This window comes from Alloactinosynnema sp. L-07, assembly GCF_900070365.1.
GTDB lineage: Bacteria > Actinomycetota > Actinomycetes > Mycobacteriales > Pseudonocardiaceae > Actinokineospora.
This window is the reverse complement of sequence record NZ_LN850107.1, coordinates 4,642,688-4,666,801: the sequence shown is the minus strand read 5'-3', so window position 1 is coordinate 4,666,801 and position 24,114 is coordinate 4,642,688. Positions and strand designations below refer to the sequence as shown.

Sequence of the window (24,114 nt, the reverse complement as noted above, 5' to 3'; positions counted from 1 at the left end):
TCAAGGAGATCCGTGGCTGTCTTTGACGCGTTGTGGCTGCAAGTCTGGTGGCCGTGGCTGCTTGTCTGGCTCGCCGAGTTCGGGCTGGTCGTGGCCGCGGTGACCATCGTGGTGCGCCACTGGCGTCGGGCCCGGCGGCCCGCCACGCCCAGCGGGCACGGGGTCAGCTTCTATCTCGATGAGCAGTTCGTGCTTCGCCTCTACCGCCAGTTCGGCGGCAAGTACCGCGCGGCGCTGACCCAGGAGGTCGAGGAACGCATCAGCGAGGGCGACGAGACCGCCATCAGCGCCGAGGTGTCGCCGGTCAAGATCGGCAAGAAGGGCAGCAACAGCAGCGAGGTGTTCCGCCGCTATATCGAGGACAACGACGCGATCACCGTGATCGGCATGATCATCGACGTCCTCGACGCCGCCGACGACATCATCTACGTCGACCTGCGCAAGCGCGACGTGGTGTCCAACCGCGCGTTGGCCAAGACTCTCGACATCGAGGACGAGGCCGCGCCCGCGTTGGTGCGGCCTCGTGAACTCGGCTCGTTCGTGTCCTTGCGTGGTCGGTTCCGCCTGGTGGAGAAAACCGCGGAGATCGCGACTTTCCAGGCGCCCCTGGGGGATTCGGCCGACGAGGTGCTGGTGCGGTGCGCGGTGGTCGGGCTGAGCGGGGTGACGGTGCCGTCGGCGGAATTCCCGGCGCGGTGCCTTGGTCAGGTGCAGGAATGGGACTCAGGGACCCGCATGCTGACCGTGCACCCGATCGCGATCTTCCGCTAGTTCGGGACTGAGCCGACCAGGCCGCCGTCGACGACTAGTTCCTGTCCGGTGATGTAGGACGACCGGGACGAGAGCAGGTAGAGCACGGCGTCGGCGATGTCGGTGGGGTCGCCCAGGCGGCCGATGGCGACCTGGCCGCGGAAGAACTCACGCACCTGGTCGTTGCCGGTCACCGCGTCGAACATCTCGGTCTTGATGTGCCCGGGGGTGACGGTGTTGACCCGGATGCCGCGGTCGGCCAGGTCCGGCGCCAGGGTGCGGGCCAGGTTCAGCACGGCGGCCTTGCTCGCCGCGTACAGCGAGCCCATGCCCATGCCGCGGTGGACCAGCCACGAGGCGTTGAAGACGATCGAGCCGCCGTCGTTGAGGATCGGCAGCGCCTTCTGCACGGTGAAGAAGGCACCCTTGAAGTTGGTGCCGACGACCTGGTCGAAGTCGGCCTCGGTGATGTCGGCGGTGCGCGCGTTCAGGCCGACGCCCGCGTTGGCGAACACGCCGTCGAGGCTGCCGAACTTGCTCTGGATCTCGCCGATCAGCACGTCAACGTCGGCCGTGCTCGCCACGTCTGCCCGCACCGCGATGACCCGCTCACCCGCGTCGAGCTCCTTGGCCGCCGCCTCCAGGCGGTCGGTGTCGCGCCCCGCGATGGCGACGCGGGCGCCCGCGTCCAGCAGTCGCCGGGCGGTGGCAAGGCCGATGCCGCTGCCGCCGCCAGTGATCAACACGCTCTTGCCGTCGAATTCGCTCATGCTGGTCAGGGTCACACCCGCGCGGAACCCGGCGCATCTCTGGGATTGCGGCGGAATCCGGCACCATCGGAGATGTCGGGCCCCACGCCCGGTGTGAGGCTGCAGGATATGACCAGCTTCGACGAACGGGACGCGAGCATCGCCCTCCCCGGTGACCCGGCCTATGTCGCGGCGACCCGCGTCTTCAACCTCGCCGCCCCGGTAACCCCGGCCGCCGCGCTCACCGCCCGTACCGTCAACGAGATCCGCGCCGGCATTACTTATGCCAGGTCCGCAGGCCTGTCGGTGCGCGTGCACACCACCGGCCACTCCGCTGGCGCGGCCAAGCCGATGGCGGGCGCTGTCCTGATCCGCACCGAACTCGATGGTGCCGTCGAGGTCGACCCGGACCGCCGCGTCGCCCGGATTCCCGCTGGGACACAGTGGAAAGCCGTCGTGGAAGCCACTTCGGCCCACGGCCTGACCGCCCCCCACGGATCGTCGGGAACGGTAGGCATCGTCGGCTACCTGCTGCGCGGCGGTATTAGCTTCTATGGCAGGCAGACGGGCCTTGCGGTCAACCACGTCCGGGGAATCGAGTTGGTCACCCCAGATGGTGAGTTGGTCTGGACTGACGCCGACAACGACCCCGACCTGTTCTGGGCCCTGCGCGGCGGCGGTGGTGGATTCGGCGTGGTGACCGCGATCGAGGTGGACTTGTTTCCAGCGTCCACTGTGGTCACCGGAGCGGCCTTCTGGCCGGGCGAACACGCACGAACCCTGCTTACCTTGTGGGACAAGTGGTGCCGCGACGCCCCGAACGCGGTTTCGACGTCGTTTCGGGTACTGAACCTGCCCCCGTTTCCCGGCGTCCCGGAGGTTCTCAGCGGTGGCACCATGATCTGCGTCGACGGTGTCGTCCTGGGCGGCGCGGACGACTCGGTCGCCTTGGGTCAGGCAGATGACCTGTTGGCCCCGCTGAGGGCGGTCGCGGAACCGGTGATGGACACCTGGCACCTGACCACCCCACAAGACATCCTGGCCACCCACATGGACCCGGAGGACCCAGTCCCCGCCCAGGGTGACCACTTCCTACTGACCGAACTGACCGAGGACACAATCGACGAGTTCGTCAAGGTCTTCGGCCCCGGCACGGAATCCCCACTGGTCATGGCAGGCCTACGCCAACTCGGCGGAAACCTGGCCCAACCGTCCCCAACCGGTGGAGCCCTCGACCACCTCACCGCCCCATACCTCTACTCGGGCGCAGGAATCCCGTTGGACGCAGACACCTCGGCGACTATCAACGACCGCTTGGAACTGGCCAGGGCGGCACTGTCACCTTGGGACAGCGGCCGAACAGCCCCCACCTTCATCGAAAGCCCCACCCAACCCCAAGGCCACCTGACCCCAGAAGCCATCGCCCGCGTAGACGAAGTCCGAGCCAGACTCGACCCCAAGGGCCTGTTCAAGGGCGACGTAATGACCAACACCACCGCCCGTCCTTTTTAGACCGCAAGAAAAACAACGGCACCAAAGTCCCATCCGACCGCTTTCCACCAGCACCCCGTCCTGGCCATCTTTAACATTCGATCGGCGGTGTCAAGGGTCGGCTTGCCGATCGCGCAGCGACGCCGCAGGCGCCCTTGACGCCGTCGATCGAATGTTAAACGCTCGGGCTAGGGGAGCGACCCCGCGGTTGTGCGACGAACGAGTGCACTCGTTGGTGCACAACGATTGAGTGCACTCGTTCGGGCTTCGGAGGGCGAGCCGCTCCCTCGTCAATCAGCGTCTTGTCCGGGCCCAGCGATGTCAAGGGCGCCTGCGGCGTCGCTGCGCGATCAGCGAGCTGACCCTTGACATCGCTGGGCCCGGACAAGGGATTGCCAGGACGAGGGTGCAGGGGGAAGTGCAGGGACCTTCGGTCCCCACAAGCAAGGACCTGGCGGTCCCTTAAGCAAGGACCTTGCGGTCCCCTCAAGTAAGGCAGGTCGTGCCTATCCGGTGGGTTGGTTGGGTGAGACGGGGGTCACTGTTGCACGCTGGGTGATGTCGATCTGTGCTCGGGCGCACAGGGGTTACGCCATTTGAACCGTAACTCGTGGTCTGGACCCTTCTTGCTCTCCGCTGTGTCAGTGCATCCTCCTTTCGGAGTCGCTCTGGAGGCGGATTGCGGCGTGCTGGGGGAAGCGTCAGGCTCGCCTGGGATCTCTGTGAGGGCAACCGACTCCGACATTTGATGGGGCGAGAAACACAATGGGTAGTTCCACTCCCGCCGCTCGGCTGATCGCGGGGACGGCGGGTCTGGCCATGGCCGCCGCTGTCCTGGTGGCTACGGCGCCCGCTGCTGTGGCGGCACCCCAGCATGGTTTGGGGCATTCGGTTTCGCCTGCGCAGCAGTATGAGGGCAACCCTGACCCCAGTGACTGGCTTGGCTCGTATGTGGTGGGCGGTCAGCACGTGTGGTGCGTGAGCTACGCCTATCTTGCGCCCGATACCGATGAGCAGTATCAGCCGGGTGAGGCCTTGAAGACCAAGTGGGGGACGGAGTTGGCGCCGACGGTCGCGGCCGACATCTCCTATCTGCTGCTGCGATACACGAAGACCACCAGTGCCGACGAGGCCGCCGCGCTCGGGCATCTGCTGCATTCCTGGACGGCGGCACCGCAGAAGCCCGATCAGTTGTTGCCGACCAACACCTTCCGCACCATCGCCTATGACGAGGCGGGGCACTTCGCCAAGTTGCCCGCGTCGGCCAAGGCGGCCGTTGACAAGCTCAAAGCTGATGCGACAGCCAATCACGGGCCGTGGACGGTGAAGATCACGAAGCCGACCAAGCCGCAGATCATCGACACTCCCGACGCCTGGACTGTGCAGGTCAACAATGCGGCGGGCAAGGGTGTGGCGAACGTGCCGGTGGCGCTGACGCTGACCGACGCGACGGCCGAGGGGCGAACGACGCTCACCGCCAAAACCCCAGTCGACGGTGGGCCTGCCACGATCAACGTGACGCCCACGGGGGTCAATCCCAAGCTGGCGGTTTCGCTGTCGAGCCCGGCGGACCGGCCCGTGGTGCGTGCGGCCGTCCAGGTCGACACCCAGCGCGTGGTCAGCACGGGCGGTGAGAAGGCACTGACCGGCGCCGAGGCGACCACGGCGGTGACGGCGCCCGGGTCGGTGGCGGTGGCCAAGGTCGACGAGAAGACCGGCGCGGGCATCGCGGGCGTTTCACTGCGGATCACGGCGGCGGACAAGGTCGCGCCCGCGGTCGGTCAGGATGGCAAGCCGCTGGTCGGGGCGGATGGCAAGCCCACGGTCGTGGTGACCGGCGCTGATGGGACGGTCAAGGTGCCGGAGCTGAAGACACCGCAGGACATCTGCGTGATCGAGGTGGCCGCGCCCGCTGGGTATGAGCAGTCCTTCGATCCCACCGCGCCGCCATCGGTGTGTGGGACGGTCAAGCCGGGCGACACGCTGACGCTGAAGCTGGTGAACAAGCCGAACGTGCCGACTGTGCCGAAGACGATTCCGGCTGGTGACGATCCCGGTGTGGCGACCGCGGCGATGGATAGCGGCGGCCCGTCGACCGGGCTGCTGGTCGGCCTCGGTGCGCTGGTGCTGCTCGCGGCCGGTGGCTCGGCCGCGTTCGTCCGTCGCCGGACGCCGCGGGCTGTGGTGGGTCGCGGGATGCGTAGGGACTGGGAGCGCTGAGGGAGATGTCTCGGCGTGGTCCCGTCTCGGCCGCCGCCGCGGTGACGCTGCTGGTGGCGGCCGTGGCCGCGGTGACATTCGGTGGCCCCGGAGTGGTGTCGGGGGTGGCTCTGGCGGCTGGTGACGCGCCTGAGCCGGCTGCGGGGGTGGTGGGTGCCGTGGTGCCCGCGCCGACCTCGGCCCCACCGGTCACGACAATCCCAGAAACGACAGCACAACCCACGCCAACTCCGACCGCGACACCATCACCCGCGGCTCCGAAGCCGCCCGCCGCCCAGAGCCCCGGCACTGTCCGGTTGGCCAAGGGCGGAACGGCGACCCTGGTCCGCCGCGACCTCGGCCCGGACGCGAGCCTCCCCATCCCGGACGGCGTCCGCGAGGCCACCTGGTGGGGGGCGGCGCTCGACGCGGGCAAGGGCGCGACGGTGTTGGCCGGGCATGTGAACTGGAAGGGTCAGACCGGCCCGTTCTCCGAACTTTGGGAGTCCAGAAAGGGCGACATCACGTCCATTGTGGACCCGGCAGGCCGAATGTGGCGCTTCCGAGTCGAACGAATAGAAACGGTGGCCAAACACGATCTGCCTGCTCGCGCTGAGGAGTTCTTCGGCCAGACCGGGGCACATCGCCTGGTTTTGGTGACCTGCGGCGGCCGCTGGGTGGGCGGATCATCAGGCTACGAATCGAACCGCGTAGTGATCGCAGTCCCAGCCTGACCTGGCCGGGCCTGACCCACAGTTTCACCCGATGGTGCGGACAGAACGCGGACCAGGCACAAGCCCGGTCCGCGTCCGAAATGACCTAGGCGACCTGGCGAGCGGCGACCGCGTGCAGGTTTACCGGCAGGCTCCGGTGTCCATTCATGATGAACGTCGGCATCGGCACCAGTTCCTCCCGATCCACCGCCAGACTCAGATCCGGGAACCGCTCGAACAACGTCGAAAGGCCGATGTTCGCCACCAGCCGGGCGATACCGGCGCCCAAGCAGTAGTGCGGTCCGTGTCCGAACGACAGGTGCTCCTTGCTCGACCGCTGGATGTCGAACTCCTCCGGGCTGTCGGTGTGCAGTCGCGGGTCGCGCCCGACGGCGGCGTAGTTGATCAGGATCGGGTCGCCCTTGGGGATCGTCAGGCCGTCCAGTTCGATGTCCTCGGCCGCGTACCGCAGCGGCAGGCTGGCCAGCGGAGACTGGACGCGCAGGATCTCCTCGATGACGTCGTCCCAGGTGTTCTGGCCGGAGAGGACCAGTTCCAGCTGCTCGGGGTGGGTGAGCAGTTCGGTGACGGCGTTGTCGAAGAAGTTGATCGTGGTCTCCGAGCCCGCACCAAGGATGGCGAAGATGGTGTCGGCCAGTTCCTGTTCGGTGAGGCGGGAGCCGTCCTCGTCACGCGCGGCGATGAGGTCGCTGGTGATGTCCTCGCCGGGGTTGGCGCGCTTCTCGGCGATCAGGTCGGCCATCGCGCCGCGCCAGCCGAGGAGGATGTTCTGGGCGGTCTCCGGGGTGACGGTGGTGTCGACCATCATGTCGATCACCTTGGCCGTGGCGGCGCGCTGCTGTTCGCCCATGCCGATCAGCTCGGCGACGAGCATGCCCGGCAGCGGGTAGCAGAAGCGTTCCTTCAGGTCGACGACCTCACCCGCGGGGACGGCGGCCAGGCCGTCGAGCAGCATGTCGGTCAGGCCGACCACGAGCGGGCGCACTGCCTCGGTGCGGCGCGGGGTGAACGCCTTGCCGATGAGCCTGCGCAGCCGCAGGTGGTCCTTGCCGAACGACGTCGACACATTGTCCATCGCGACCCAGCTGATCATCTCCCAGCTGGGCGACAGGTCGCCGTTGTAGAACGCGGGCCAGTGGTTGCGGGCGCTCTTGGTGACCTTCGGGTTGGCCAGCATGTCCTTGATGACGGCGTGGCTGGTGACCGACCAGACCACGACGCCACCGGGCAGCTCGACCTGGGTGGCCGGACCGAGCGCCCGCAGCGCGGCTGCCTCGGCGTGGATATTCCGACCAGTGGTATCCAGTGCGGGACAGCGTTTCTCCATCGGATTGCTCCTATGACGTCGGGAACCATCGGGGTGGCGGACTCAGCCGTTGAGGCCGTCGCGGAACTGGCGGAGTTCGGCGAAGTCGGACAGATCGGGCACGGTCCAGCCGTCGAGGTCGTACTCGCTCAGGCACTGGTCGACGAACGCCTTGTAGCTGTCGATCTTGCCGTCGGCCAGTTGGGAGCTGTAGAGCTCGACCCGGGTGGCCTCGTGGTTGCCCGCGTAGTTGCGCTCATAGAGTTCGTGGCGCCCACCGAACTCGGTGCCCACGGCGTCCCACAGCAACTTCATCACCTTGACCCGGTCAACCGCTTCGATCCCGTTGGAACCACGCACGTACTTGTCCAGGTACGGCCGGATCTCCGGGTTCTTGAAGTCCTCGGCGCTGGAGTTGAGGTAGATCAGCCCGCTGGCGATGTCCTGCTCGATGATCTCCTTGACCCGCGGGTACCCGATCTGCATGAACCACCGGTATGCCAGCCCGTACTGCGGGTTGGGCAGCACCGCGCCGTTGACCCAGGGCACCGGGTTGCGCGCGGCGGCGTCGGACAGGCCCCAGAACAGGTTGCGCCAGGCCAAGACCTCGCCGATGCGGCTCTGCACGCCGCGGAAGTCCTTGGTGCCGGTGATCTCCACCGCCTTGGCCAGCAGACCCGCGATGAACTCCAGCTTGACCGCCAGGCGTGTGCAGCCGTGGAAGGTGAACCGCTCGGGGAAGCCGGAACGGCCGGTGAACAGCTGCACCTTGCCGAGGTGGCCGTAGATGAAGACGTTCTCCCAGGGGATCAACACCTTGTCCAGCACCAGGATCGTGTCGTTCTCGTCCATTCGCGACGAGAGCGGGTAGTCGAACGGGCTGCCCATCACCGCGGCCTGGGCGGTGTAGGACGGGCGGCAGATCAGCTTCATCCCGGCCGCGCCCATCGGCACGGTCGCCACCAGGGCGAACTTCTTGTCCTTGATCGGCAAGCCGTAGTGGGCGATGAAGTTGTAGTGCGTCAGTGCGGACCCGGTCGCTACGACCTTGGCGCCGCTGACGATCAGGCCAGCGTCGGTCTCCTTCTCCACGTGCACGAACACGTCGGCGACCTGGTCGGGCGGCAGGTTGCGGTCGACCGGCGGGTGCACGATCGCGTGGTTCCAGAAGAGGACCTTCTCTTGCGACTCCTTGTACCAGCGCCGCGCGTTGTCGGCGAAGGGCTCGTAGAACTCGGCGTTCGCGCCGAGGGTGCCGAGGAAGGCGGCCTTGTAGTCCGGCGTGCGGCCCATCCAGCCGTAACTCAGCCGCGACCACGCCGCGATCGCCTTCTGGTGCGCGACAAGGTCTTCAGCGCTGTGCGGGGTGGTGAAGAACCGGTGCGTGTACCCGTTGCCGCCGGTGTCGGTCGGGCAGGTAAGCACATCGCGCTGCGCCGGGTCGTGCAGCGCGTCGTAGAGGCGCGCGGTCATCCGGATCGGGTTGTGGAACGCCGGATGCGTCGTGACGTCCTTGACGCGCTCGCCGTAGATGTAGATCTCGCGGTCGTCGCGCAGGCTTTCGATGTATTCGTCGCCGGTCAGCGGACGGGTCGTGTGGTCGGTCACCGGACTGTCCCTCTTTTCGCGGCCGCAGCGGGCAAACGGGCGTGCGCTGAGACCTCGATCCTGGCAGCCTGGCGCGGGTCAGCCTTCTCTGTTAGTGCGGACATGCATTGTGGGACAACGCCATTCCGCAGTCCGGAAGGTGCCGCGGCCGCGGTCGGGTGAGACGGTTTTCGGTGGCGGCCGCATACCCGTGAACCGTAGGAGGACATGGCCATGACCGAGATCCCGAGCAGGGAGGAGCTCGTCGCGCGGGCTACCGCCCTGGCGCCGCTGCTGCGCAAGCACGCGGCGTGGGCCGAGGAGAACCGGCGTCTGCACGACGATGTGGTCGAGGCTCTCGCCGAGGCCGGGTTCAACAAGCTGCGCAGGCCCAAGCGCCACGGCGGCTACGAGGCCGACACCCGCACCCTGGTCGAGGTGGCCGCCGAACTGGGCCGCGCCGACGGGTCGGCGGCGTGGGTGGCGGCGGTGTACTGGATCCCCGGTTGGATGACGTGCCACTTCCCCGACCACGTCCAGGACGAGGTCTTCGCCGACGCCGACACCCGCGTCTGCGGCACCCTGAGCCCGTCGGCGATGGCCGCGCCCGCCGAGGGCGGCGTCGTGGTCAACGGCAAGTGGCAGTTCATCTCCGGCGCGCACCACGCGCAGTGGCAGGAGATCATCGCCATCTACGTGCCCGCCGATGGCGAGCCGTACCCGATCATGGCCCTGGTCCCGATCACCGACCTGCTGATCGTCGACGACTGGCACACCTTCGGGCTCAAGGGCACCGGCAGCGTCAGCACGGTCGCCAAGGACCTGTTCATCCCGCAGGACCGCGTCCTGCCGCTGCCCGCGGTCCTGGCGGGCCAGGGCGCCTCGCAGCTCAACGCCGACGGTTCGATCTACCGCTCCCCGCTGATGCCGGTCGCCGCCGCCTCCTCGGTCGGCACCATCGTCGGCCTGGGCCGCGCGGCCCGGGACGCGTTCCTGCACCGCCTGCCCAACCGCAAGATCACCTACACCGGCTACGACAGCCAGCGCGACGCGCCGATCACCCACCTGCAGGTCGCCGAGGCCACGCTGAAGATCGACCAGGCCGAGTTCCACGCCTTCCGCCTGGCCGACCTGGTCGACTCGAAGACCGCGGGCGGCGAGGAATGGAAGCTGGAGGAGCGCGCGCGGGCCCGCGCCGACATGGGTGCGGTGATCCGGCTGACCAAGGAGGCCATCGACATCCTGGCCACCGCCAGCGGCGGGTCGTCGATCTACAGCGACATCCCGATCCAGCGCATCTCCCGCGACATCCAGGCGGTCAACTTGCACGCGCTGATGCACCCGAACACCAACTTCGAGCTGTACGGCCGGGTGCTGTGCGGCCTGGAGCCGAACACGCTCTACATCTGATTCTCGGGACCTGGAAAGGGAAGTGGCATGACTGAACTGACCGACGGCGACAAGGTCGCCATCGCGACGCTGACCCAGAAGGTCATCTCGTCGTGGGCCTACGCCGACGCCGAGACCTTCGCGGGCGTGTTCACCGAGGACGGCACCATGGTGCTGCCTGGCCTGTTCAAGAAGGGCAAGACGGAGATCCAGGCGTACATGGAGAAGGCGTTCGCGGGTGTCTACAAAGGAACCCAGGTCACGGGCAAGCCCGTCGACATGCGCCCCCTCGGCCGCGACGCCGCGATCCTGCTCTCCCAGGGCGGCGTCCTGGACGCGGGCGAGTCGGAGGTCGCCGACTCGGCCGCCATCCGCGCGGCCTGGGTGGTCGTCAAGGTCGACGGCGAGTGGAAGCTCGCGGCGTACCAGAACAGCCCGCGGGACGCGGTGGAGGGCGTGAAGACGGAGAAGAGCGCCGCGTAAGCGCGGTTCGCGTGCCCCAGCCTGAGTTCGGGCTGGGGCACCGCGGTGTCAGGTCCGATTGACGTCGGCGGTGTTGATACCAAGCGATGTGCACGCCTGGATCAGCTTGCGGTCCCCGCTCGCGAACACAAGAGTCGGCGCGACGCGATGACGGCCCGGGCCTGCTCCCAAAGTCCGTGCACCGTGTGGTGCTCGGTTCGGCGATGAGCAGTGGGACGAACGCCGAGGTGTCGAAATAGACATTCACCTGCGCTGGTCCGCCACCAGATCGCTGACGGTACCGTCGGCCTGTACGGGGGTGGGCCGTGACCGTTTCGGGCGCGCTGCCATGTGGACGGTTCCCTCCGCGATGAGCCGTTCCAGGACACTCGGTCCGTTCACCGGGACGAGGCGGGCGATGGCGTGGCCGTGCTCAGTCACCGTCACGGTGCCGCCGGACTTGACCACGGCGAGGTACTTGCTCAGCCCGTCTCGCAGTGCGTGGACACCGACCTCGTTCGGGTTCTCCGGAGCCTTGGGCGCTCCATGTGGCGTCATGGGCTCAATATTATCGCCATCATCGCCTACTGCCGACTCGGTGAGACGGGCTTACGCGCTGATCAGGACCGGGCCGGATCGAGGGGCTCGGATCAGACCCGAGTGGCTTTGCATCATCGATGCCACGACAGCCGGACGGTCTCCCGGCAGATGGTCGCGATCCGCCACTCGTCATCGCGAAGGCCACGACCGGAGATGGGCCTCGATCAGCCCGAAACGCAAGGGGGCCAAACGAAACGGCCTGTTTGGGTGGTTCGCCTTGATTCGGGGTAAATGGGCCTAAACTCGCGGTGCGGGTGAGTCTTCTTGACCTCGCCTTTTGACCCGCACAGGCCCATTTTCGGGGTCCCCGAATCAAGGCGAACCACCCAAACAGGTACCCACCGACACCGCAGGCGCCATCCCGAGCAGGCGTCGTTCAGTCAGTTCCTGTCGCCGGGTTCAAGCGATGAGCGGGCGGAGTCGATCTCCTCGAGGAGAACTTGTCGGAAGGTTGCGTCGAGGTAGAGCAGTTGCTCGGCTGTGCGTTCGTTCATGTCACGCGGCGACGATGAGTTGGCGGCGGTGGCGGTTGACGCCTCGGCGGAACAGGTCGTTGGAGTCGAGTTCTGTAGTGATCACGACGTCGACGGGGCAGCTCAACAGTTCGGACAGCTCGTCGTCGAGTCCGATGATGTCGGCGAAGGACGCGCCGGGGGTGAGTTCGACCAGTAGGTCGAGGTCGGAATCGGGCCCGTCGTCCCCACGGGCGACGGAGCCGAAGACCCAGGCGGCGGAGACTGGGTAGCGCGCGAACACTCGGGCGACGTCCGAGCTGTGCTGTTCCAGTAGCACAGACGGTCGAACGGTGTTCACGAGCTGGGTCGCGACCTGGAAGCCCGCGGCCGCGATCAGCCGTTCGAGCATGGCGACCGACGGCTGACGTTGTCCGGACTCGATCTTCGACACGGTCGACTGGGGAACGCCCGCCGCGGCCGCGAGTTCGCGCTGGGACAGTCCGCGCTTGCCACGGGCTGTCGCGACGAGTCGAGCGGCCGTGGCCCGATCCTCAGGTGCGGTTGCCGACATGACCTCAATGATAGCGGATCCGCTATCACGCGACCACTGTCAACGCAAGAAGGGACCCGGTAGCCCTCGGATGGAGGGCCGCCGGGTCCCAGTGCCCGCGCGTCCCCTGAATGGGGTCCGCGGGCGGCGGGGGTGACCCGCCCTGGCGGCGAAAGGTCAGTGGTCGGCGATGCCGAAATGGGCCTTGGCCAGCTCCCGATTGGCCATGGTGGTCAACACGATCGAGATGCCCGCGTGGCTCTGCATCATCGACATGTCCCGCCAGACCCGCTCGATGTGATGCCCCGCGCGAACGGCGCTGGAGCCCGCGGTCGGGAACAGGAACCGGTGGACGGCCTCCCACGACAGCCGGACGGTCTCCCGGCAGATGGTCGCGATCCGCCACTCTTCCTCGCGGGTGAAGGACTCAGGACCGGTCTCGGCCAGCGTCGTCCACTGGCGCATCCCGCTCAGCAGCGCGCCCTCGGCCGCGGCGATGCGGCCCGCGGCTTCGCCGTACCAGATTTGGAAGTCCGGGTCTTCGGCGCGGAGGGCGATGGGTGGGAACGACGTCATCCGGGTTCGCATCAAGTCGGCGTAGCTGTCCAGGGCGCCCGTTGCCATGCCGACCGCCAGGGCCGCGGCCTCGAACTGCATGAAGCTCATCGGGCCGCCGCCGTAGAGCGGGTTCGCGTGCAGGCGGACGCCCGGGGTGTCGGCGCTGACGGTGTACATGCTCATGTGCGTGTCGAGGAAGTAGTGGTCCGGGACGAACTTGTCCTCGACCTTGATGCTGTGCGACCCGCTGCCGCGCAGGCCCATCTGGTCGCCCCAGTCGTCGAGCCTGCGCCACTGGGCGCGGGGGATGACGAACATGATCGGGCGGGGTTCGCCGCCGTCGGGGGCGACGACCACGTGGCCCATGAAGTGCGTGGCGTACGGGGCGCCGGAGCAGTAGGCCCAGGTGCCGTCGAGCAGCCAGCCGCCGTCGACGCGGCGGGCGGTGCCGCTGGGGATGACGGTGGCGGGTGCGATGAAGTCGCCGTCGGCGAACAGTTCGTCCTGGGCGCGTTCGTCGAACAGGGTGGCCGCCGGGACCGCGTGCACCGCGCCCAGGCAGAACATCCACGCCGTGGACGGGCACGCACGGGCGAGCGTGGACACGACCTGCATGAACGTCTCCAGGCCGATCTCGTACCCGCCGTAGCGCGCGGGCACGAGTAACCGGTAGAAACCGGCGTCCTGGAACGCGGAATGGACCTCGGCGGAGTAGTACGTCCGCTGCTCGACGGCCGCACGCTGCTCGACCAGCAGCGGCAGCAGCGCGCGCGCCCGTGCGATCACCTCCGCCGGGGTCAGCCCGGGCTCGGGCGGCAGCGGGCCGGTGGCGGGGACGATCGCGGTGACAGACATCGCGGCGCTGGTCCTTTGCTGTCGTCGGACAGGAACCGTGTCGTTAGCCTGGCAGCGGCGGCCGCGCCGACGCATCTTCCGCACTGCTTGTCTTCCGCGCACGCAGCGCTAGCTGACCTCCTGCAACCTGGCTTCGAGGAAAGCCCGCTCGGCCTCGTTCTCGCAGAGTTCGAGCGCGGCCCGGTACGCCGCCGCCGCCTCGGTCAGGCGGTCCGTCCGACGCAGCAGGTCGGCCTTGGCCGCGGGCAGGTAGCGGTAGCCCGCGAGCCTGCCGTCGGCCTCCAGGGACTCCAGCTCGGCCAGCCCGTCACCGGGGCCGCGCACCATCGCGACCGCGATGGCCCGGTTGAGGGCGACCACCGGCGACGGCCACGCCTTGAGCAGTTCGGTGTAGAGAATCAGGATCTGGGGCCAGTCCGTCTCGGCGTACGTTGGCGCCATGGCGTGCAGCGAGGCGATCGCGGCCTGCAGGGCGAACCGGCCCGGCCGACCGCCGCGCAGGGCGTCGAGGACCAAGCGGTGGCCCTCCTCGATCTCGTCGCGGTCCCAGGCGGCCCGGTCCTGGTCCTCCAGCAGCAGCAGGCGGCCGTCCGCGTCGGTGCGGGTGGCCTTGCGGGCGTCGGTGACCAGCAGCAGCGCGAGCATGCCCCAGACCTCGCGCTCGTCGGGCATCAGGTCGCGCAGCATCCGGGTCAGGTCAAGCGCGCGCAGCATCAGGTCCTCGCGGACCAGGTCGCCGCCGGAGGGTGACGTGTACCCGGTGGTGAACAGCAGATGAATGACAGTCAGCACGGCGTCGAGTCGGTCGGGCAGTTCCGAGGCGTCGGGGACGCGGTAGGCGATGCGGGCGGCGGAGATCTTCTTCTTCGCCCTGGTGATCCGGGCGGCCATGGTCGGTTCGGTGACCAGGAACGCCTTGGCGATGTCGCCGGTGCTGATGCCGCACACCAGGCGCAGGGTGAGCGCGACCTGGGCCTCGGTGGCCAGGGCGGGATGGCAGCAGGTGAAGATCAGCCGCAGCCGGTCGTCGGGGATCACGTCGCCGGTGCAGTCCGCGGAGAGTTCGTCCATATCGGTCTCGTCCGGTTCCACGAGCAGGGGCAGCTTCGAGCGGAACACGTTCTGCCTGCGCAGCACGTCAAGGGCGGTGCGCTTGGCGACCGTGGTGAGCCAGGCGCCCGGATTGTCCGGGACACCGTCGCGGGCCCAGACTTTCAGCGCGGTGGCGTAGGCCTCCTGCACGCATTCCTCAGCGAGGTCCATGTCGCGGGCGACCCGCGCCGTCGCGGCGAGCACGAAGGCCCACTCGCGACGGTGCGCGTCCGCCACGGCCTGGTCGATCGGCGTCATGTGCGCCGACGTTACTCCGCGGGGGGCTCGAACAGCGGGCGCACCTCGACGCCGCCGCCAGCCGAGACCGGGACCAGCTTGCCGATCTCCAGGGCCTCGTCGAGGTCCTTGGCCTCCAGCACGAAGAACCCGGCGAGCACCTCCTTGGACTCCACGAACGGGCCGTCGGTGAGCACGCCGCCGCGGATCGCGGTCGCGGTGGTGCTGGCCTGCAGGGCCTGCGGGTTGAGGATCTCCACGCCGCGCTTCTCGATCTCGGCGGCGAAGACCTCGTGCTGGGCCATCATGTCCTCGCCGACGTCCATCGGGTCGGCGGGGGCGGGGGAGTAGAGCAGGATCGCGTACTGAGCCATGACTGGCTCCCTTCAGGTCCGTTTCGGTTGGCCTACACACTGACGACGAGCGGTCGACCCGGGAATCGACAACGTCCTCGAAGATTTTTTCGCACGGGCCTCGACTACGCCGATCAGACCATCCGACCCTAGCGTCCCTAGTACGGCTTGCGAGCTGAGATGATCACGTATCCGACCTGATCTTTGCGGGGTGCGTAGAAGCCGATGTTCTTGCGCGAGAAGTCCGTCACCGCGCTGTCGCCGAACTTCGCGGCGATCCCCTCGCGGCGGTGCATGGCCTCCTCAAGGTACTTCGCCTTCATCCCGTAGACCCGCGGCCCGCACTGGGTGAACTCCTCGACCACGAAGCCCGCGGCCTCGGTCAGCCGCACCCACTGCTCCAGGCTGGGCAGCTCGGCGAGCTTGAGGGTGGTCATGAACTTCGCCAGCCGCGCGGGGTCGCCGTCGCGGCCCCGGCTGAAGTCGGAGAACGTGATCCGCCCGCCCGGCCGCAGCACCCGGAAGAACTCGTCGAGCACCTGGCCGAGGTCGACGGCGTTCTGCAGCGACTCCAGTGCGAGCACCGCGTCGAACGTGTTGTCCGGATAGGACAGTTCGGCGAAGTCGCCGTACTCGAAGTCGACGCCCTCGGCGCCCGCGGCCGCGGCGCGCTCGTTGGCCTTGTCGATCTCGAAGCCGCTGACGCTGATCCCGGTGACCTTCGCCCCGAACTCCTTGGCCACATAGATCGCTGTCTCGCCGGGGCCGCAGCCCGCGTCGAGCAGGTGCTCGTCCGCCCGCAAACCCAGTGTGGCGGTGACTTTGCGGGTGATCCGGTGCAGCGCCTCGGTCAGCGGTGCCGGGTCCTCGCGGTCGTACCAGTACCACATGTGCAGCTGCCCGTCGCGGATCTCGTCCTCGATCGGGGACCGCTCGTCGTAGTGCTCGCCGATTCCGGCCGGGTCGATGGTCATGGGACTCCGTTCGCAGCGCGCGGGTACGACGGCCTTCCATGGTTCTCGCCACGCGCGCCCGCGGGCATCTCCGCCATTGCCGCGATGTCGGTCTGTCCACTCGGCAATCAAAGAGGTGCCTGGTATTGGTGTCATCGTGATGATGGGAACCGGCTGTGATTGGGGATACGAAAGTCAAGGAGATTCCGTGAGCGACGTTACCAAGACTCGCGCGGTGGTATTGGGCGGCAGTATCGCGGGCCTGTTCGCGGCCAGGGTGCTCGCCGACGCCTATGACGAGGTCCAGATCATCGACCGGGACAAGCTGATCGGTGTGGCCGGACCGCGGCGCAACTGCCCGCAGGGCAAGCACATCAACGGCTTGCTGGCTCGCGGCCAGCAGGTCATGGAGGAGTTCTACCCGGGCATCACCAAGGAGATCTTCGCCGACGGCGTGCCCACCGGCGACCTGTGCGGCGACGTCCGCTGGTACTTCAACGGTGTGCGCCTGCAGCAGCAGGCCGCGGGACTCACCTGTGTCTCGGCCAGCCGCCCGATGCTGGAGAAGCACATCCGCAGGCGCACCGCCGCGCTGCCCAACGTCGTCTTCGTCGAGGAGCACGACATCCTCGGCCTGACCACCACGCCCGACAAGGGCACGGTCACCGGCGTCCGGGTGCAGGCGCACGGGCAGAAGCGGGAGCGCGCCATCGACGCCGACCTGGTGGTCGACGCCACCGGCCGCGGTTCGCGCAGCCCAGTGTGGCTGGAGGAACTGGGCTACGGCAGGGTCGAGGAGGAGAGCAAGAAGGTCGGCCTCGGCTACGTCACCCAGCACTACCGCCTCAAGGCCGACCCGTACGGCCACGACCTGTCGATCAACCCGGTCGCCAACGCCAAGCTCCCGCGCGGCGCGATCTTCACCAAGACCGACGGCGGCCGGGTCGAGCTGACCGCCTACGGCATCCTCGGCGACCACCCGCCCACCGACCAGCAGGGCTTCTACGACTTCGTGAAGACCCTGGCCGCGCCGGAGATCTGGGAGGCGCTGCAGCACGCCGAGCCGCTCGACGAGCCGGTGGCCTTCCGCTTCCCCACCACGCTGCGCCGCCGTTACGAGAAGCTGGACCGGCTGCCGGGCGGCCTGCTGGTCGTCGGGGACGCGGTGACCTGCTTCAACCCGGTCTACGCGCAGGGCATGACGGTCTCGGCGCTCTCGGCGCTGACGATCCGCAACCACCTGCACAGCGGCGCGGCCCCGCAGCCGAAGCTGTACTTCGAGGACCTGGCGCGCAACGTCATCGACCTGGCCTGGGAGATGACCAACATCATCGACCTCAGCTTCCCCGGGGTCGAGGGCGAGCGCACCCGCGAGGTCAAGATGGCGCAGAAGTTCCTCAAGCTGGTGCAGATCGCCGCGACGCGCGACAAGAAGGTCGCCGCCGCGTACATGCGCACCGCAGGCCTGATCGAGCGGCCGGAGTCGTTGCAGAAGCCCGCTTTCATCGCCAGGGTGCTGTGGAACGCGCTGCGCGGCCCGGCGAAGAAGACACCCGCGCCCGCGCTGGTGCCGATCATCCCGGTCGAGACCTGGTCGACCGAGAAGAAGGCCGCGTAGCCTCCCGCCGCGACCGCGCAATCGCCCCCGTCTACTCCTGACGGGGGAGATTTCGCTTGTGCGGCAAGGGAAGTCTGCGCAGATCATGAGATGCGGCGCGGACCGCCCGAGCCCGACGATAGAACGGTGAGCCCCATGTCGCAGTCGGTGACCTCCGCCATCCAGGACGGGTTGTGGTACTTGGCCAAGCTCGACGCCGAGTCCGCGGCGGCCTCGGTGTGCCTGGCCTACCAGGTGACCGGCGAACTCGACCTGGACGCGCTGCGCACCGCGTGGCACACGGTGGTGGACCGGCACCCGGCGCTGCGCACGAGCTTCACCACGGCGGCCGGGCGGCCGTCGGCCATCATCGCGGTCGACGGCGACCCGATGCACTTCGTCGACGTCACCGCCGAGCCGGAGTCGGTCGCCGAGTGGGCACGCGAGGTAGCCGCCACCCCGCTGCGGCTCGATGGCAGGCTGGCCCGGCTCGCGGTGGCCCGCTTCGGCGAGTGGGACCACGCGGTGGTGCTGCGGCTGCACCGCGGGGTGGCCGACGACGAGTCGGTGTCGATCGTGCTGGCAGAGCTGTCCGACGCCTACGCCGCGACGCTGCGCGGGGAGTCCGAACGGCCCCGGCCGCTGCCTGCCTACACCGCGTTCGCCCGTGCCCAGCGCGACCAGGTCGCCGAGCCCGACTTCGCCGAGCGGCTCAAGTGGTGGACCGCGGCGCTGACCCCGCCGCCGCCCGCGCCGACACTGCCGGTCGACCGCCCGCGTCCGCCGCACGCCGCGGCGGCGGGAGAGGTGCTGCGCTTCGAGTGGGGACCGGAGGTGACCCGCCCGCTCGGCGAGTTCACCGATGGCGTGTTCCCGGTGCTGCTGGCCGCGTTCGCCGCGCTGCTCGGCCGCTACGGCGGCGACGAGCGGATCGCAGTCGGCTGCCCGGTGTCGGTGCGCCCGCCGGACTTCACCGGGGTGGTCGGCGCGTTCCAGAACACCCTCGCGCTGCCGGTGGACCTGTCCGGCCGCCCGTCGCTGCGTGAACTGGCGAGCCGGGTCGGCGCGCTGGTCGCCGAGGCGCAGGCCCGCGCGGACGTGCCCTTCGCCGAGTTGGTCGCCGCGACCAGGACAGAGCGGGACGCCGACCGGTTCCCGCTCTGTGACGCGTTGTTCGTCTGCCACGACAAGCCGCGCGCCGAGCTCGTGCTGTCCGGCGCGGCGGTGTCGCCGCGGATGGTGGAGAACTGCTCGGCGCGCGCCGACCTGGTCCTGACCGTGCGGCCGGGTGAGGCGAAGATCGCCGGGTCGCTGGAGTTCCGGTCGGCGCTGTTCGACGAGGACGGCGGCGAGCGGTTGCTCAGCCAGTTCCACGTGTTCCTGGTGTCGGCGCTGCGGGAGCCGGACCGGCCGCTGGCCGACGTGCCGCTGGAGGGTGTCGACCGGCTGGCCGAGGCGGTGCGCGCGGCCGACCAGATCCCCGCGGCGGCCCCCGCGGCCCGGCCCGCCAACGAGCTGTTCCACACCCAGGCGCTGCGCAGGCCCGACGACATCGCGTTGAGCATGGGAACCGAGGAGACGACCTACCGGGCGCTGGAGCAGCAGGCGGCGATCATCACCGCCGCGCTGGTCACCGACGAGATCGTCGCGGGCAGCCCGGTGGTGGTCCGGATGGCGTCCGGCCCGCTGCAGGTGGCCGCCGTGATCGGGGTGCTCGACGCGGGCGCGCACCTGGCCTGCCTCGGCCAGGGCGACACGGGCGAGCGCGGCAAGGCGGTGCTGGCGGACCTGCGGCCGGTGTGCCTGGTGGTCGACGGCGACCCGGAAGAGGACGAACTGGTCCAGTGGTACCTGGGCGAGTACGGCGGCTGGGTCCTCGACGCCTCGATCCTGGAGCCCGACGACGAGCCGCGGCCCTCGGTGCCGAGCCTGCGCGGGGCGCGGGCGTATGTCACCTACACGTCCGGGTCGACGGGCAAGCCGAAGGGGATCCCGCAGTCGCACACGACGCTGGCCCAGTTCGTCACCTGGTTCTCCCGCGAGTTCAGGATCGGCCCCGGCACTCGGATGGCCCAGTGGGCCGCCCCCGGCTACGACGCCGCCCTGGTGGAGATCTTCGCCGGACTGGTCGCCGGGGCGACACTGTGCCTGGTGCCCGACCGGATCCGGGCCAACCCGGAGAAGATCGTCGACTGGCTGGTCGAGCAGCGGGCCACGGTGTTCCAGACGGTGCCGAGCTTCGCCAGGCAGGTGCTCGTGGCGATGGACTCGCGCGGCGTCGTGCCGGACACGCTGACCCACGTGCTGCTCGCGGGCGAGGCGCTGCCCGCCGACGTCGCCAACGGTCTGCGGGCGGCGCTGCCGGGAGCGCGGCTGATCAACCTCTACGGTCCCACCGAGTCGATCCTGGCCACCTGGCTGGAGGTCACCGCCGACCTGCACGGCACCGCGCCCATCGGCCGCTCCATCCCCGGCAGGCACGTGCTGGTCCTCGACGACCGCGGCGTTCCCTGCGCGGCGGGTGTCACCGGCAACCTGGTCATCCGCAGCCCCTACCTGACCGACGGCTACCTCGGCGACGCCGCCGACGAAGCGCCGTTCGCCCCACTGTCCACTCTGGACCTCGATGGCACCCGGTGCTACCGGACCGGCGACCTGGCCGCTCGACGTCGCGACGGGGTGCTGGAATTCCGGGGCCGCAAGGACTTCCAGATCAAGTTCAACGGCGTGCGCGTCGAGCTGACCGACATCGAGGCGGCGCTGGCCGCGCACGAGACCGTCGCCGAGTGCGCGGTCGTGGCGGTGACCACCTCCGACCGGCTGGTCAGCAGGCTGGTCGGCTACGTCGTGCCGTGCCGCGACGAAGCGGGCGCGGCGATCGGCTCGGCCGCGGCGTGGCGGTCGGCGCTGCGCGCCCGGTTCGGAAAAGCGATGCCACCGGTGTCGTTCCACACCATGATCGGCCTCCCGCGCGGTATCGGCGGGAAGGTGGACCGGCGGCGGCTGCCAGAACCAGCCGCGGCGCCGGTCGGTCCGGCCCGGACGCCAGAGACACCGGTGCGAACGGCAGTCGCCGCGCTGTGGGCCGGGTTCCCCGGCGTGCGCGCAGGCTCGGCCGACGAGTCGTTCTTCGCCGCGGGCGGACGGTCGCTCCAGGTCCCGATACTGCTCGAGCGGGTGCACGAGCGGTTCGGGGTCGAGGTGCCGATGCGCGAATTCCTTTCCACACCAACGGTGGCCGGTTTGTCCACATTGGTCGAAACGCACAGAGTTTCCCTGACCGCCGCAACCTTACGGGGTGAAGACCGTGACACTGCTTGACACCAACCTGTCCGTTGACTTCGACGGTGAGAACGTCGAAATCCTCGACATCCGCCGCATCGCCGAGGACGGCACGCCGGTCCGCGTCGCCCCCGCCGCGCTGACCAGGGCCGCCGCCAGCAGGCAGCAGTTCGAGGACACCGTTCGGGCTGGCATCCCCGTCTACGGCGTCACGACCGGCTACGGCGAGATGATCTACATGCTCGTCGGCACCGCCAAGGAGACCGAGCTGCAGACCAACCTGGTCCGCAGCCACAGCGCGGGCGTCGGGCCCGTGTTCGCCGAGGACGAGGCGCGCGCGATCGTCGCGGCCAGGCTCAACGCCCTGTCCAAGGGCTACTCCGCGGTCCGCCCGGAGCTGCTGGAGCGCCTTGCCCTGTACCTGAACCTGGGCATCACCCCGGCGATCCCGGAGATCGGCTCGCTGGGCGCCTCCGGCGACCTCGGCCCGCTCGCCCACATCGCCAGCTCGCTCATCGGCGAGGGCTACGTGCTCAAGAACGGCCGCCGCACCGAGACCGCCCCGGTGCTGCGCGAGCACGGCGTCACCCCGCTGCAGCTGAAGTTCAAGGAAGGCCTGGCGCTGATCAACGGCACCTCGGCCATGACCGGCCTTGGCTGCCTGGTCGTCAGCCGGGCCATGGACCAGGTCCGGCAGGCCGAGATCGTCACCGCGCTGGTCGTGGAGACCCTCCAGGGCTCGCTGAGCCCGTTCCAGGCCGAGGGCCACGACATCGCCCGCCCGCACCGGGGCCAGATCGACAACGCGGCCAACATGCGGGGTTTGCTCGACGGCAGCGCGCTGGCCGTCTCGCACGCCTCGCTGCGCACCCAGGCCCAGGAGCAGGCCAAGGGCGACGTCTCCCGCACTGACGTCTACATCCAGAAGGCCTACACCCTGCGCGCGATCCCGCAGGTCGTCGGCGCGGTCCGCGACACGCTGTACTTCGCGGCGAACACCGTCGACATCGAGCTGAACTCGTCGAACGACAACCCGCTGTTCTTCGAGGGCAAGGAGGTGTTCCACGGCGCGAACTTCCACGGCCAGCCGGTCGCCTTCGCCATGGACTACGCCACCATCGCCCTCACCCAGCTCGGCGTGTTCTCCGAGCGGCGCACCAACCGGCTGCTCAACCGCTACCTGTCGGGCCTGCCCGAGTTCCTGGTCGCCTCCGGCGAGCCGGGCCTCAACAGCGGCTTCGCGGGCGCGCAGTACCCGGCGACCGCGCTGGTGGCCGAGAACCGGACCATCGGGCCGGCCAGCATCCAGAGCGTGCCGTCCAACGGCGACAACCAGGACGTCGTCAGCATGGGCCTGATCGCGGCCCGCAACGCCCGCCGGGTGCTGGCGAACAACAACTACATCCTGGCCGTGGAGTACCTCGCCGCGGCGCAGGCCGTGGACGTGTCCAACCGCTACGCCGGTCTGAGCCCGGCGGGCAAGGCCGCCTACAACGCCGTCCGGGCCCTGGTGCCGACCCTGGAGGTCGACCGCTACATGGCCGACGACATCGAGATCGTCGCGGCGGCGCTGTCGCGCGGCGAGTTCCTGGCGGCCGCCAAGTCGGCCAACGTCGACCTGGCCTGAGGCCGGAGCCGGGGAGGGAGGACGGGACGGGCCTCCCTCCCCTTTGGTCGTCGCAACTCCGTCAGTGTGGATCAGGAGGAAGAGATGAGTATCGAGAACAAGGTCGCCGAGATCTGGAAAGCGGTGCTGACCGTGCCTGCAGGGCAGGAGGACGACACGTTCTTCGAGCTGGGCGGCGAGTCGATCTCGGCGGTGCGGCTGGTCTCGCGCATCGAGGACGAACTCGACGTGCTGGTCGACGTCGGCGACATCTTCGAGGACGACCCGAACCTGGCCGCCCTGATCCGCACCGTGCAGGCCAAGGCCGCCGAGGCCGAGGCAGCCTGAGCGGAGGGACGGCGCACCATGACTGGACTGACCAGGGTCGGCCCCGACGCCGAACTCGACGACGTCGTGGCGATCCTGCGGCGCGACGGCGGCATCATCGTCGAGGACTTCGTCGACCAGGACACCCTTTCCGCGCTCTGGGCCGATCTCGGCCCCGCGCTCGACGCCCAGGCCTACGGCGAGGACTGGTACAACGGCACGAGGACGCGGCGGGTGTCGTCGCTGTTCGGCCGGACCACGCACCTGACCTCGGCCATCACCCACCCGCTCTACCTCGGCCCCGCCAGGGCGATCATGCAGGTGCCGACCCCGATGTGGATCGGCAAGAAGCGGGTCGAGATGGTGCCGACGATCCAGATCAGCGGCACCCAGCTCATTCAGATCCACCCGGGGCAGGGCAAGCAGCCCCTGCACCGCGACGACGCGCTGCACCTGCGCACCCATCCCGGGCCCACCAGCCGGGTGCAGCTCATGCTGGCGATGAGCGACTTCACCGCCGAGAACGGCGGCACGCTGGTCATCCCCGGCAGCCACCACTGGGACGACGAGCGCGCGCCCACCGCCGAGGAGACCTACCCGACCGAGATGCCCGCGGGCTCCGGCCTGATCTGGCTGGGCGGGGTCTACCACGGCGGCGGCAAGAACGTCAGCGACAAGCCGCGCACCGGCCTGACGCTGGCGCTGGACCTGGGCAACCTGCGCCAGGAGGAGAACCAGTACCTCGCGGTGCCCAAGGACATGGTGCTGGCCTATCCCGAGGAGGTCCGCAGGCTGCTCGGGTACGACCGCTGCCCGCCGGGGCTGGGCTGGCTGGAGATGGACGACCCCTATCTCGCCCTTGAGGACGGGTACGACGGAATCTCCCGCGAAGTGGCCTGAGCCTGGCCGAGACATCGACGACGCCGCCCCGACGCTGGGGCGGCGCCTTCGTCTGTTGTGGACTTGCGCGCGAATCTTGTTG

The 24,114-nt window shown here is 69.0% G+C and carries 20 protein-coding genes; 11 read left to right on the top strand and 9 right to left on the bottom strand.

The window, feature by feature from the left end:
* Positions 1 to 12 precede the first annotated feature (12 nt).
* Entirely contained in the window at positions 13 to 771 is a 759-nt protein-coding gene (locus BN1701_RS20760; protein ID WP_054051353.1) for a hypothetical protein, read from the top strand.
* Here the strand turns inward: BN1701_RS20760 and BN1701_RS20755 are convergent.
* A complete protein-coding gene (locus BN1701_RS20755; protein WP_054055997.1) occupies positions 768 to 1,520 on the bottom strand; it encodes an SDR family NAD(P)-dependent oxidoreductase in 753 nt (250 codons plus the stop codon). The genes BN1701_RS20760 and BN1701_RS20755 overlap by 4 nt on opposite strands.
* A gap of 108 nt (positions 1,521 to 1,628) precedes the next feature.
* Here BN1701_RS20755 and BN1701_RS20750 point away from each other — a divergent pair, with 108 nt between their 5' ends.
* The 3 genes from BN1701_RS20750 to BN1701_RS20740 all read left to right on the top strand — a co-directional run bounded on the left by BN1701_RS20750 (position 1,629) and on the right by BN1701_RS20740 (position 5,923).
* Positions 1,629 to 3,011 carry an FAD-binding oxidoreductase gene (locus tag BN1701_RS20750; RefSeq protein ID WP_054051352.1) on the top strand — a complete coding sequence of 461 codons (1,383 nt, stop codon included), beginning with the start codon at positions 1,629 to 1,631 and terminating at the stop codon, positions 3,009 to 3,011.
* A 744-nt stretch (positions 3,012 to 3,755) separates the two neighbouring features.
* Entirely contained in the window at positions 3,756 to 5,210 is a 1,455-nt protein-coding gene (locus BN1701_RS20745) for a collagen binding domain-containing protein (RefSeq protein ID WP_054051350.1), read from the top strand.
* A 5-nt stretch (positions 5,211 to 5,215) separates the two neighbouring features.
* Positions 5,216 to 5,923: a class F sortase gene (locus tag BN1701_RS20740; protein WP_054051348.1), complete on the top strand. Its 708-nt coding sequence runs from the start codon at positions 5,216 to 5,218 to the stop codon at positions 5,921 to 5,923.
* Positions 5,924 to 6,008: 85 nt separating this feature from the next.
* Here the strand turns inward: BN1701_RS20740 and BN1701_RS20735 are convergent, their stop codons facing one another.
* Both BN1701_RS20735 and BN1701_RS20730 read right to left on the bottom strand, forming a co-directional pair.
* Positions 6,009 to 7,250 carry a cytochrome P450 gene (locus tag BN1701_RS20735; protein ID WP_054051346.1) on the bottom strand — a complete coding sequence of 414 codons (1,242 nt, stop codon included), beginning with the start codon at positions 7,248 to 7,250 and terminating at the stop codon, positions 6,009 to 6,011.
* A gap of 42 nt (positions 7,251 to 7,292) precedes the next feature.
* Positions 7,293 to 8,837 carry a 4-hydroxyphenylacetate 3-hydroxylase family protein gene (locus BN1701_RS20730; protein ID WP_157368132.1) on the bottom strand — a complete coding sequence of 515 codons (1,545 nt, stop codon included), beginning with the start codon at positions 8,835 to 8,837 and terminating at the stop codon, positions 7,293 to 7,295.
* Positions 8,838 to 9,050: 213 nt separating this feature from the next.
* On the opposite strand from BN1701_RS20730, the gene BN1701_RS20725 reads away from it, so the two are divergent.
* Together BN1701_RS20725 and BN1701_RS20720 are read left to right on the top strand one after the other, a co-directional pair.
* A complete protein-coding gene (locus BN1701_RS20725; RefSeq protein WP_369800579.1) occupies positions 9,051 to 10,226 on the top strand; it encodes an acyl-CoA dehydrogenase family protein in 1,176 nt (391 codons plus the stop codon).
* Between the two features lie 27 nt (positions 10,227 to 10,253).
* Positions 10,254 to 10,688: an SgcJ/EcaC family oxidoreductase gene (locus BN1701_RS20720; protein WP_054051342.1), complete on the top strand. Its 435-nt coding sequence runs from the start codon at positions 10,254 to 10,256 to the stop codon at positions 10,686 to 10,688.
* Between the two features lie 243 nt (positions 10,689 to 10,931).
* Here BN1701_RS20720 and BN1701_RS20715 read toward each other — a convergent pair whose 3' ends face one another.
* The 6 genes from BN1701_RS20715 to BN1701_RS20690 form a co-directional block, all read right to left on the bottom strand.
* The gene (locus BN1701_RS20715; protein WP_054051340.1) at positions 10,932 to 11,225 is read right to left on the bottom strand and encodes a type II toxin-antitoxin system Phd/YefM family antitoxin; all 294 of its coding nucleotides are present in this window, start codon (positions 11,223 to 11,225) and stop codon (positions 10,932 to 10,934) included.
* Between the two features lie 537 nt (positions 11,226 to 11,762).
* The gene (locus BN1701_RS20710; protein ID WP_082859963.1) at positions 11,763 to 12,293 is read right to left on the bottom strand and encodes a helix-turn-helix domain-containing protein; all 531 of its coding nucleotides are present in this window, start codon (positions 12,291 to 12,293) and stop codon (positions 11,763 to 11,765) included.
* Between the two features lie 156 nt (positions 12,294 to 12,449).
* Positions 12,450 to 13,685 carry an acyl-CoA dehydrogenase family protein gene (locus BN1701_RS20705; RefSeq protein ID WP_054051338.1) on the bottom strand — a complete coding sequence of 412 codons (1,236 nt, stop codon included), beginning with the start codon at positions 13,683 to 13,685 and terminating at the stop codon, positions 12,450 to 12,452.
* Positions 13,686 to 13,793: 108 nt separating this feature from the next.
* Positions 13,794 to 15,035 carry an RNA polymerase sigma factor gene (locus BN1701_RS20700; protein WP_067520821.1) on the bottom strand — a complete coding sequence of 414 codons (1,242 nt, stop codon included), beginning with the start codon at positions 15,033 to 15,035 and terminating at the stop codon, positions 13,794 to 13,796.
* 11 nt (positions 15,036 to 15,046) lie between these two features.
* Entirely contained in the window at positions 15,047 to 15,388 is a 342-nt protein-coding gene (locus BN1701_RS20695; protein WP_054051335.1) for a YciI family protein, read from the bottom strand.
* Positions 15,389 to 15,525: 137 nt separating this feature from the next.
* Complete coding sequence (locus BN1701_RS20690; protein ID WP_054051334.1) at positions 15,526 to 16,341, bottom strand: class I SAM-dependent methyltransferase; 816 nt, start codon at positions 16,339 to 16,341, stop codon at positions 15,526 to 15,528.
* Between the two features lie 187 nt (positions 16,342 to 16,528).
* Between BN1701_RS20690 and BN1701_RS20685 the strand changes: the two genes are divergently transcribed.
* From BN1701_RS20685 to BN1701_RS20665, 5 genes are all read left to right on the top strand, one after another.
* Complete coding sequence (locus BN1701_RS20685) at positions 16,529 to 17,938, top strand: NAD(P)/FAD-dependent oxidoreductase (RefSeq protein ID WP_231949662.1); 1,410 nt, start codon at positions 16,529 to 16,531, stop codon at positions 17,936 to 17,938.
* Between the two features lie 135 nt (positions 17,939 to 18,073).
* Positions 18,074 to 21,238, top strand: a complete 3,165-nt coding sequence (locus BN1701_RS20680; RefSeq protein ID WP_067520818.1) for an AMP-binding protein — start codon at positions 18,074 to 18,076, stop codon at positions 21,236 to 21,238.
* Entirely contained in the window at positions 21,225 to 22,826 is a 1,602-nt protein-coding gene (gene cmdF / locus BN1701_RS20675; protein WP_054051332.1) for a tyrosine 2,3-aminomutase, read from the top strand. Before BN1701_RS20680 ends, cmdF begins: the two co-directional genes overlap by 14 nt.
* A gap of 84 nt (positions 22,827 to 22,910) precedes the next feature.
* Complete coding sequence (locus BN1701_RS20670) at positions 22,911 to 23,153, top strand: phosphopantetheine-binding protein (protein ID WP_054051330.1); 243 nt, start codon at positions 22,911 to 22,913, stop codon at positions 23,151 to 23,153.
* A gap of 18 nt (positions 23,154 to 23,171) precedes the next feature.
* Positions 23,172 to 24,032 carry a phytanoyl-CoA dioxygenase family protein gene (locus tag BN1701_RS20665; protein WP_054051328.1) on the top strand — a complete coding sequence of 287 codons (861 nt, stop codon included), beginning with the start codon at positions 23,172 to 23,174 and terminating at the stop codon, positions 24,030 to 24,032.
* Positions 24,033 to 24,114: the final 82 nt, after the last annotated feature.

Excerpts from the sequence above, each read along its gene's own strand:
- BN1701_RS20745 (WP_054051350.1), top strand. The coding sequence starts at position 3,756 with ATGGGTAGTTCCACTCCCGCCGCTCGGCTGATCGCGGGGACGGCGGGT.
- BN1701_RS20735 (WP_054051346.1), bottom strand. The coding sequence starts at position 7,250 with ATGGAGAAACGCTGTCCCGCACTGGATACCACTGGTCGGAATATCCAC.
- BN1701_RS20725 (WP_369800579.1), top strand. The coding sequence starts at position 9,051 with ATGACCGAGATCCCGAGCAGGGAGGAGCTCGTCGCGCGGGCTACCGCC.
- BN1701_RS20740 (WP_054051348.1), top strand. The coding sequence starts at position 5,216 with ATGTCTCGGCGTGGTCCCGTCTCGGCCGCCGCCGCGGTGACGCTGCTG.
- BN1701_RS20690 (WP_054051334.1), bottom strand. The coding sequence starts at position 16,341 with ATGACCATCGACCCGGCCGGAATCGGCGAGCACTACGACGAGCGGTCC.
- BN1701_RS20680 (WP_067520818.1), top strand. The coding sequence starts at position 18,074 with ATGTCGCAGTCGGTGACCTCCGCCATCCAGGACGGGTTGTGGTACTTG.
- BN1701_RS20715 (WP_054051340.1), bottom strand. The coding sequence starts at position 11,225 with ATGACGCCACATGGAGCGCCCAAGGCTCCGGAGAACCCGAACGAGGTC.
- BN1701_RS20705 (WP_054051338.1), bottom strand. The coding sequence starts at position 13,685 with ATGTCTGTCACCGCGATCGTCCCCGCCACCGGCCCGCTGCCGCCCGAG.
- BN1701_RS20665 (WP_054051328.1), top strand. The coding sequence starts at position 23,172 with ATGACTGGACTGACCAGGGTCGGCCCCGACGCCGAACTCGACGACGTC.
- BN1701_RS20700 (WP_067520821.1), bottom strand. The coding sequence starts at position 15,035 with ATGACGCCGATCGACCAGGCCGTGGCGGACGCGCACCGTCGCGAGTGG.
- BN1701_RS20710 (WP_082859963.1), bottom strand. The coding sequence starts at position 12,293 with ATGTCGGCAACCGCACCTGAGGATCGGGCCACGGCCGCTCGACTCGTC.
- BN1701_RS20670 (WP_054051330.1), top strand. The coding sequence starts at position 22,911 with ATGAGTATCGAGAACAAGGTCGCCGAGATCTGGAAAGCGGTGCTGACC.
- BN1701_RS20755 (WP_054055997.1), bottom strand. The coding sequence starts at position 1,520 with ATGAGCGAATTCGACGGCAAGAGCGTGTTGATCACTGGCGGCGGCAGC.
- BN1701_RS20720 (WP_054051342.1), top strand. The coding sequence starts at position 10,254 with ATGACTGAACTGACCGACGGCGACAAGGTCGCCATCGCGACGCTGACC.
- BN1701_RS20750 (WP_054051352.1), top strand. The coding sequence starts at position 1,629 with ATGACCAGCTTCGACGAACGGGACGCGAGCATCGCCCTCCCCGGTGAC.
- BN1701_RS20695 (WP_054051335.1), bottom strand. The coding sequence starts at position 15,388 with ATGGCTCAGTACGCGATCCTGCTCTACTCCCCCGCCCCCGCCGACCCG.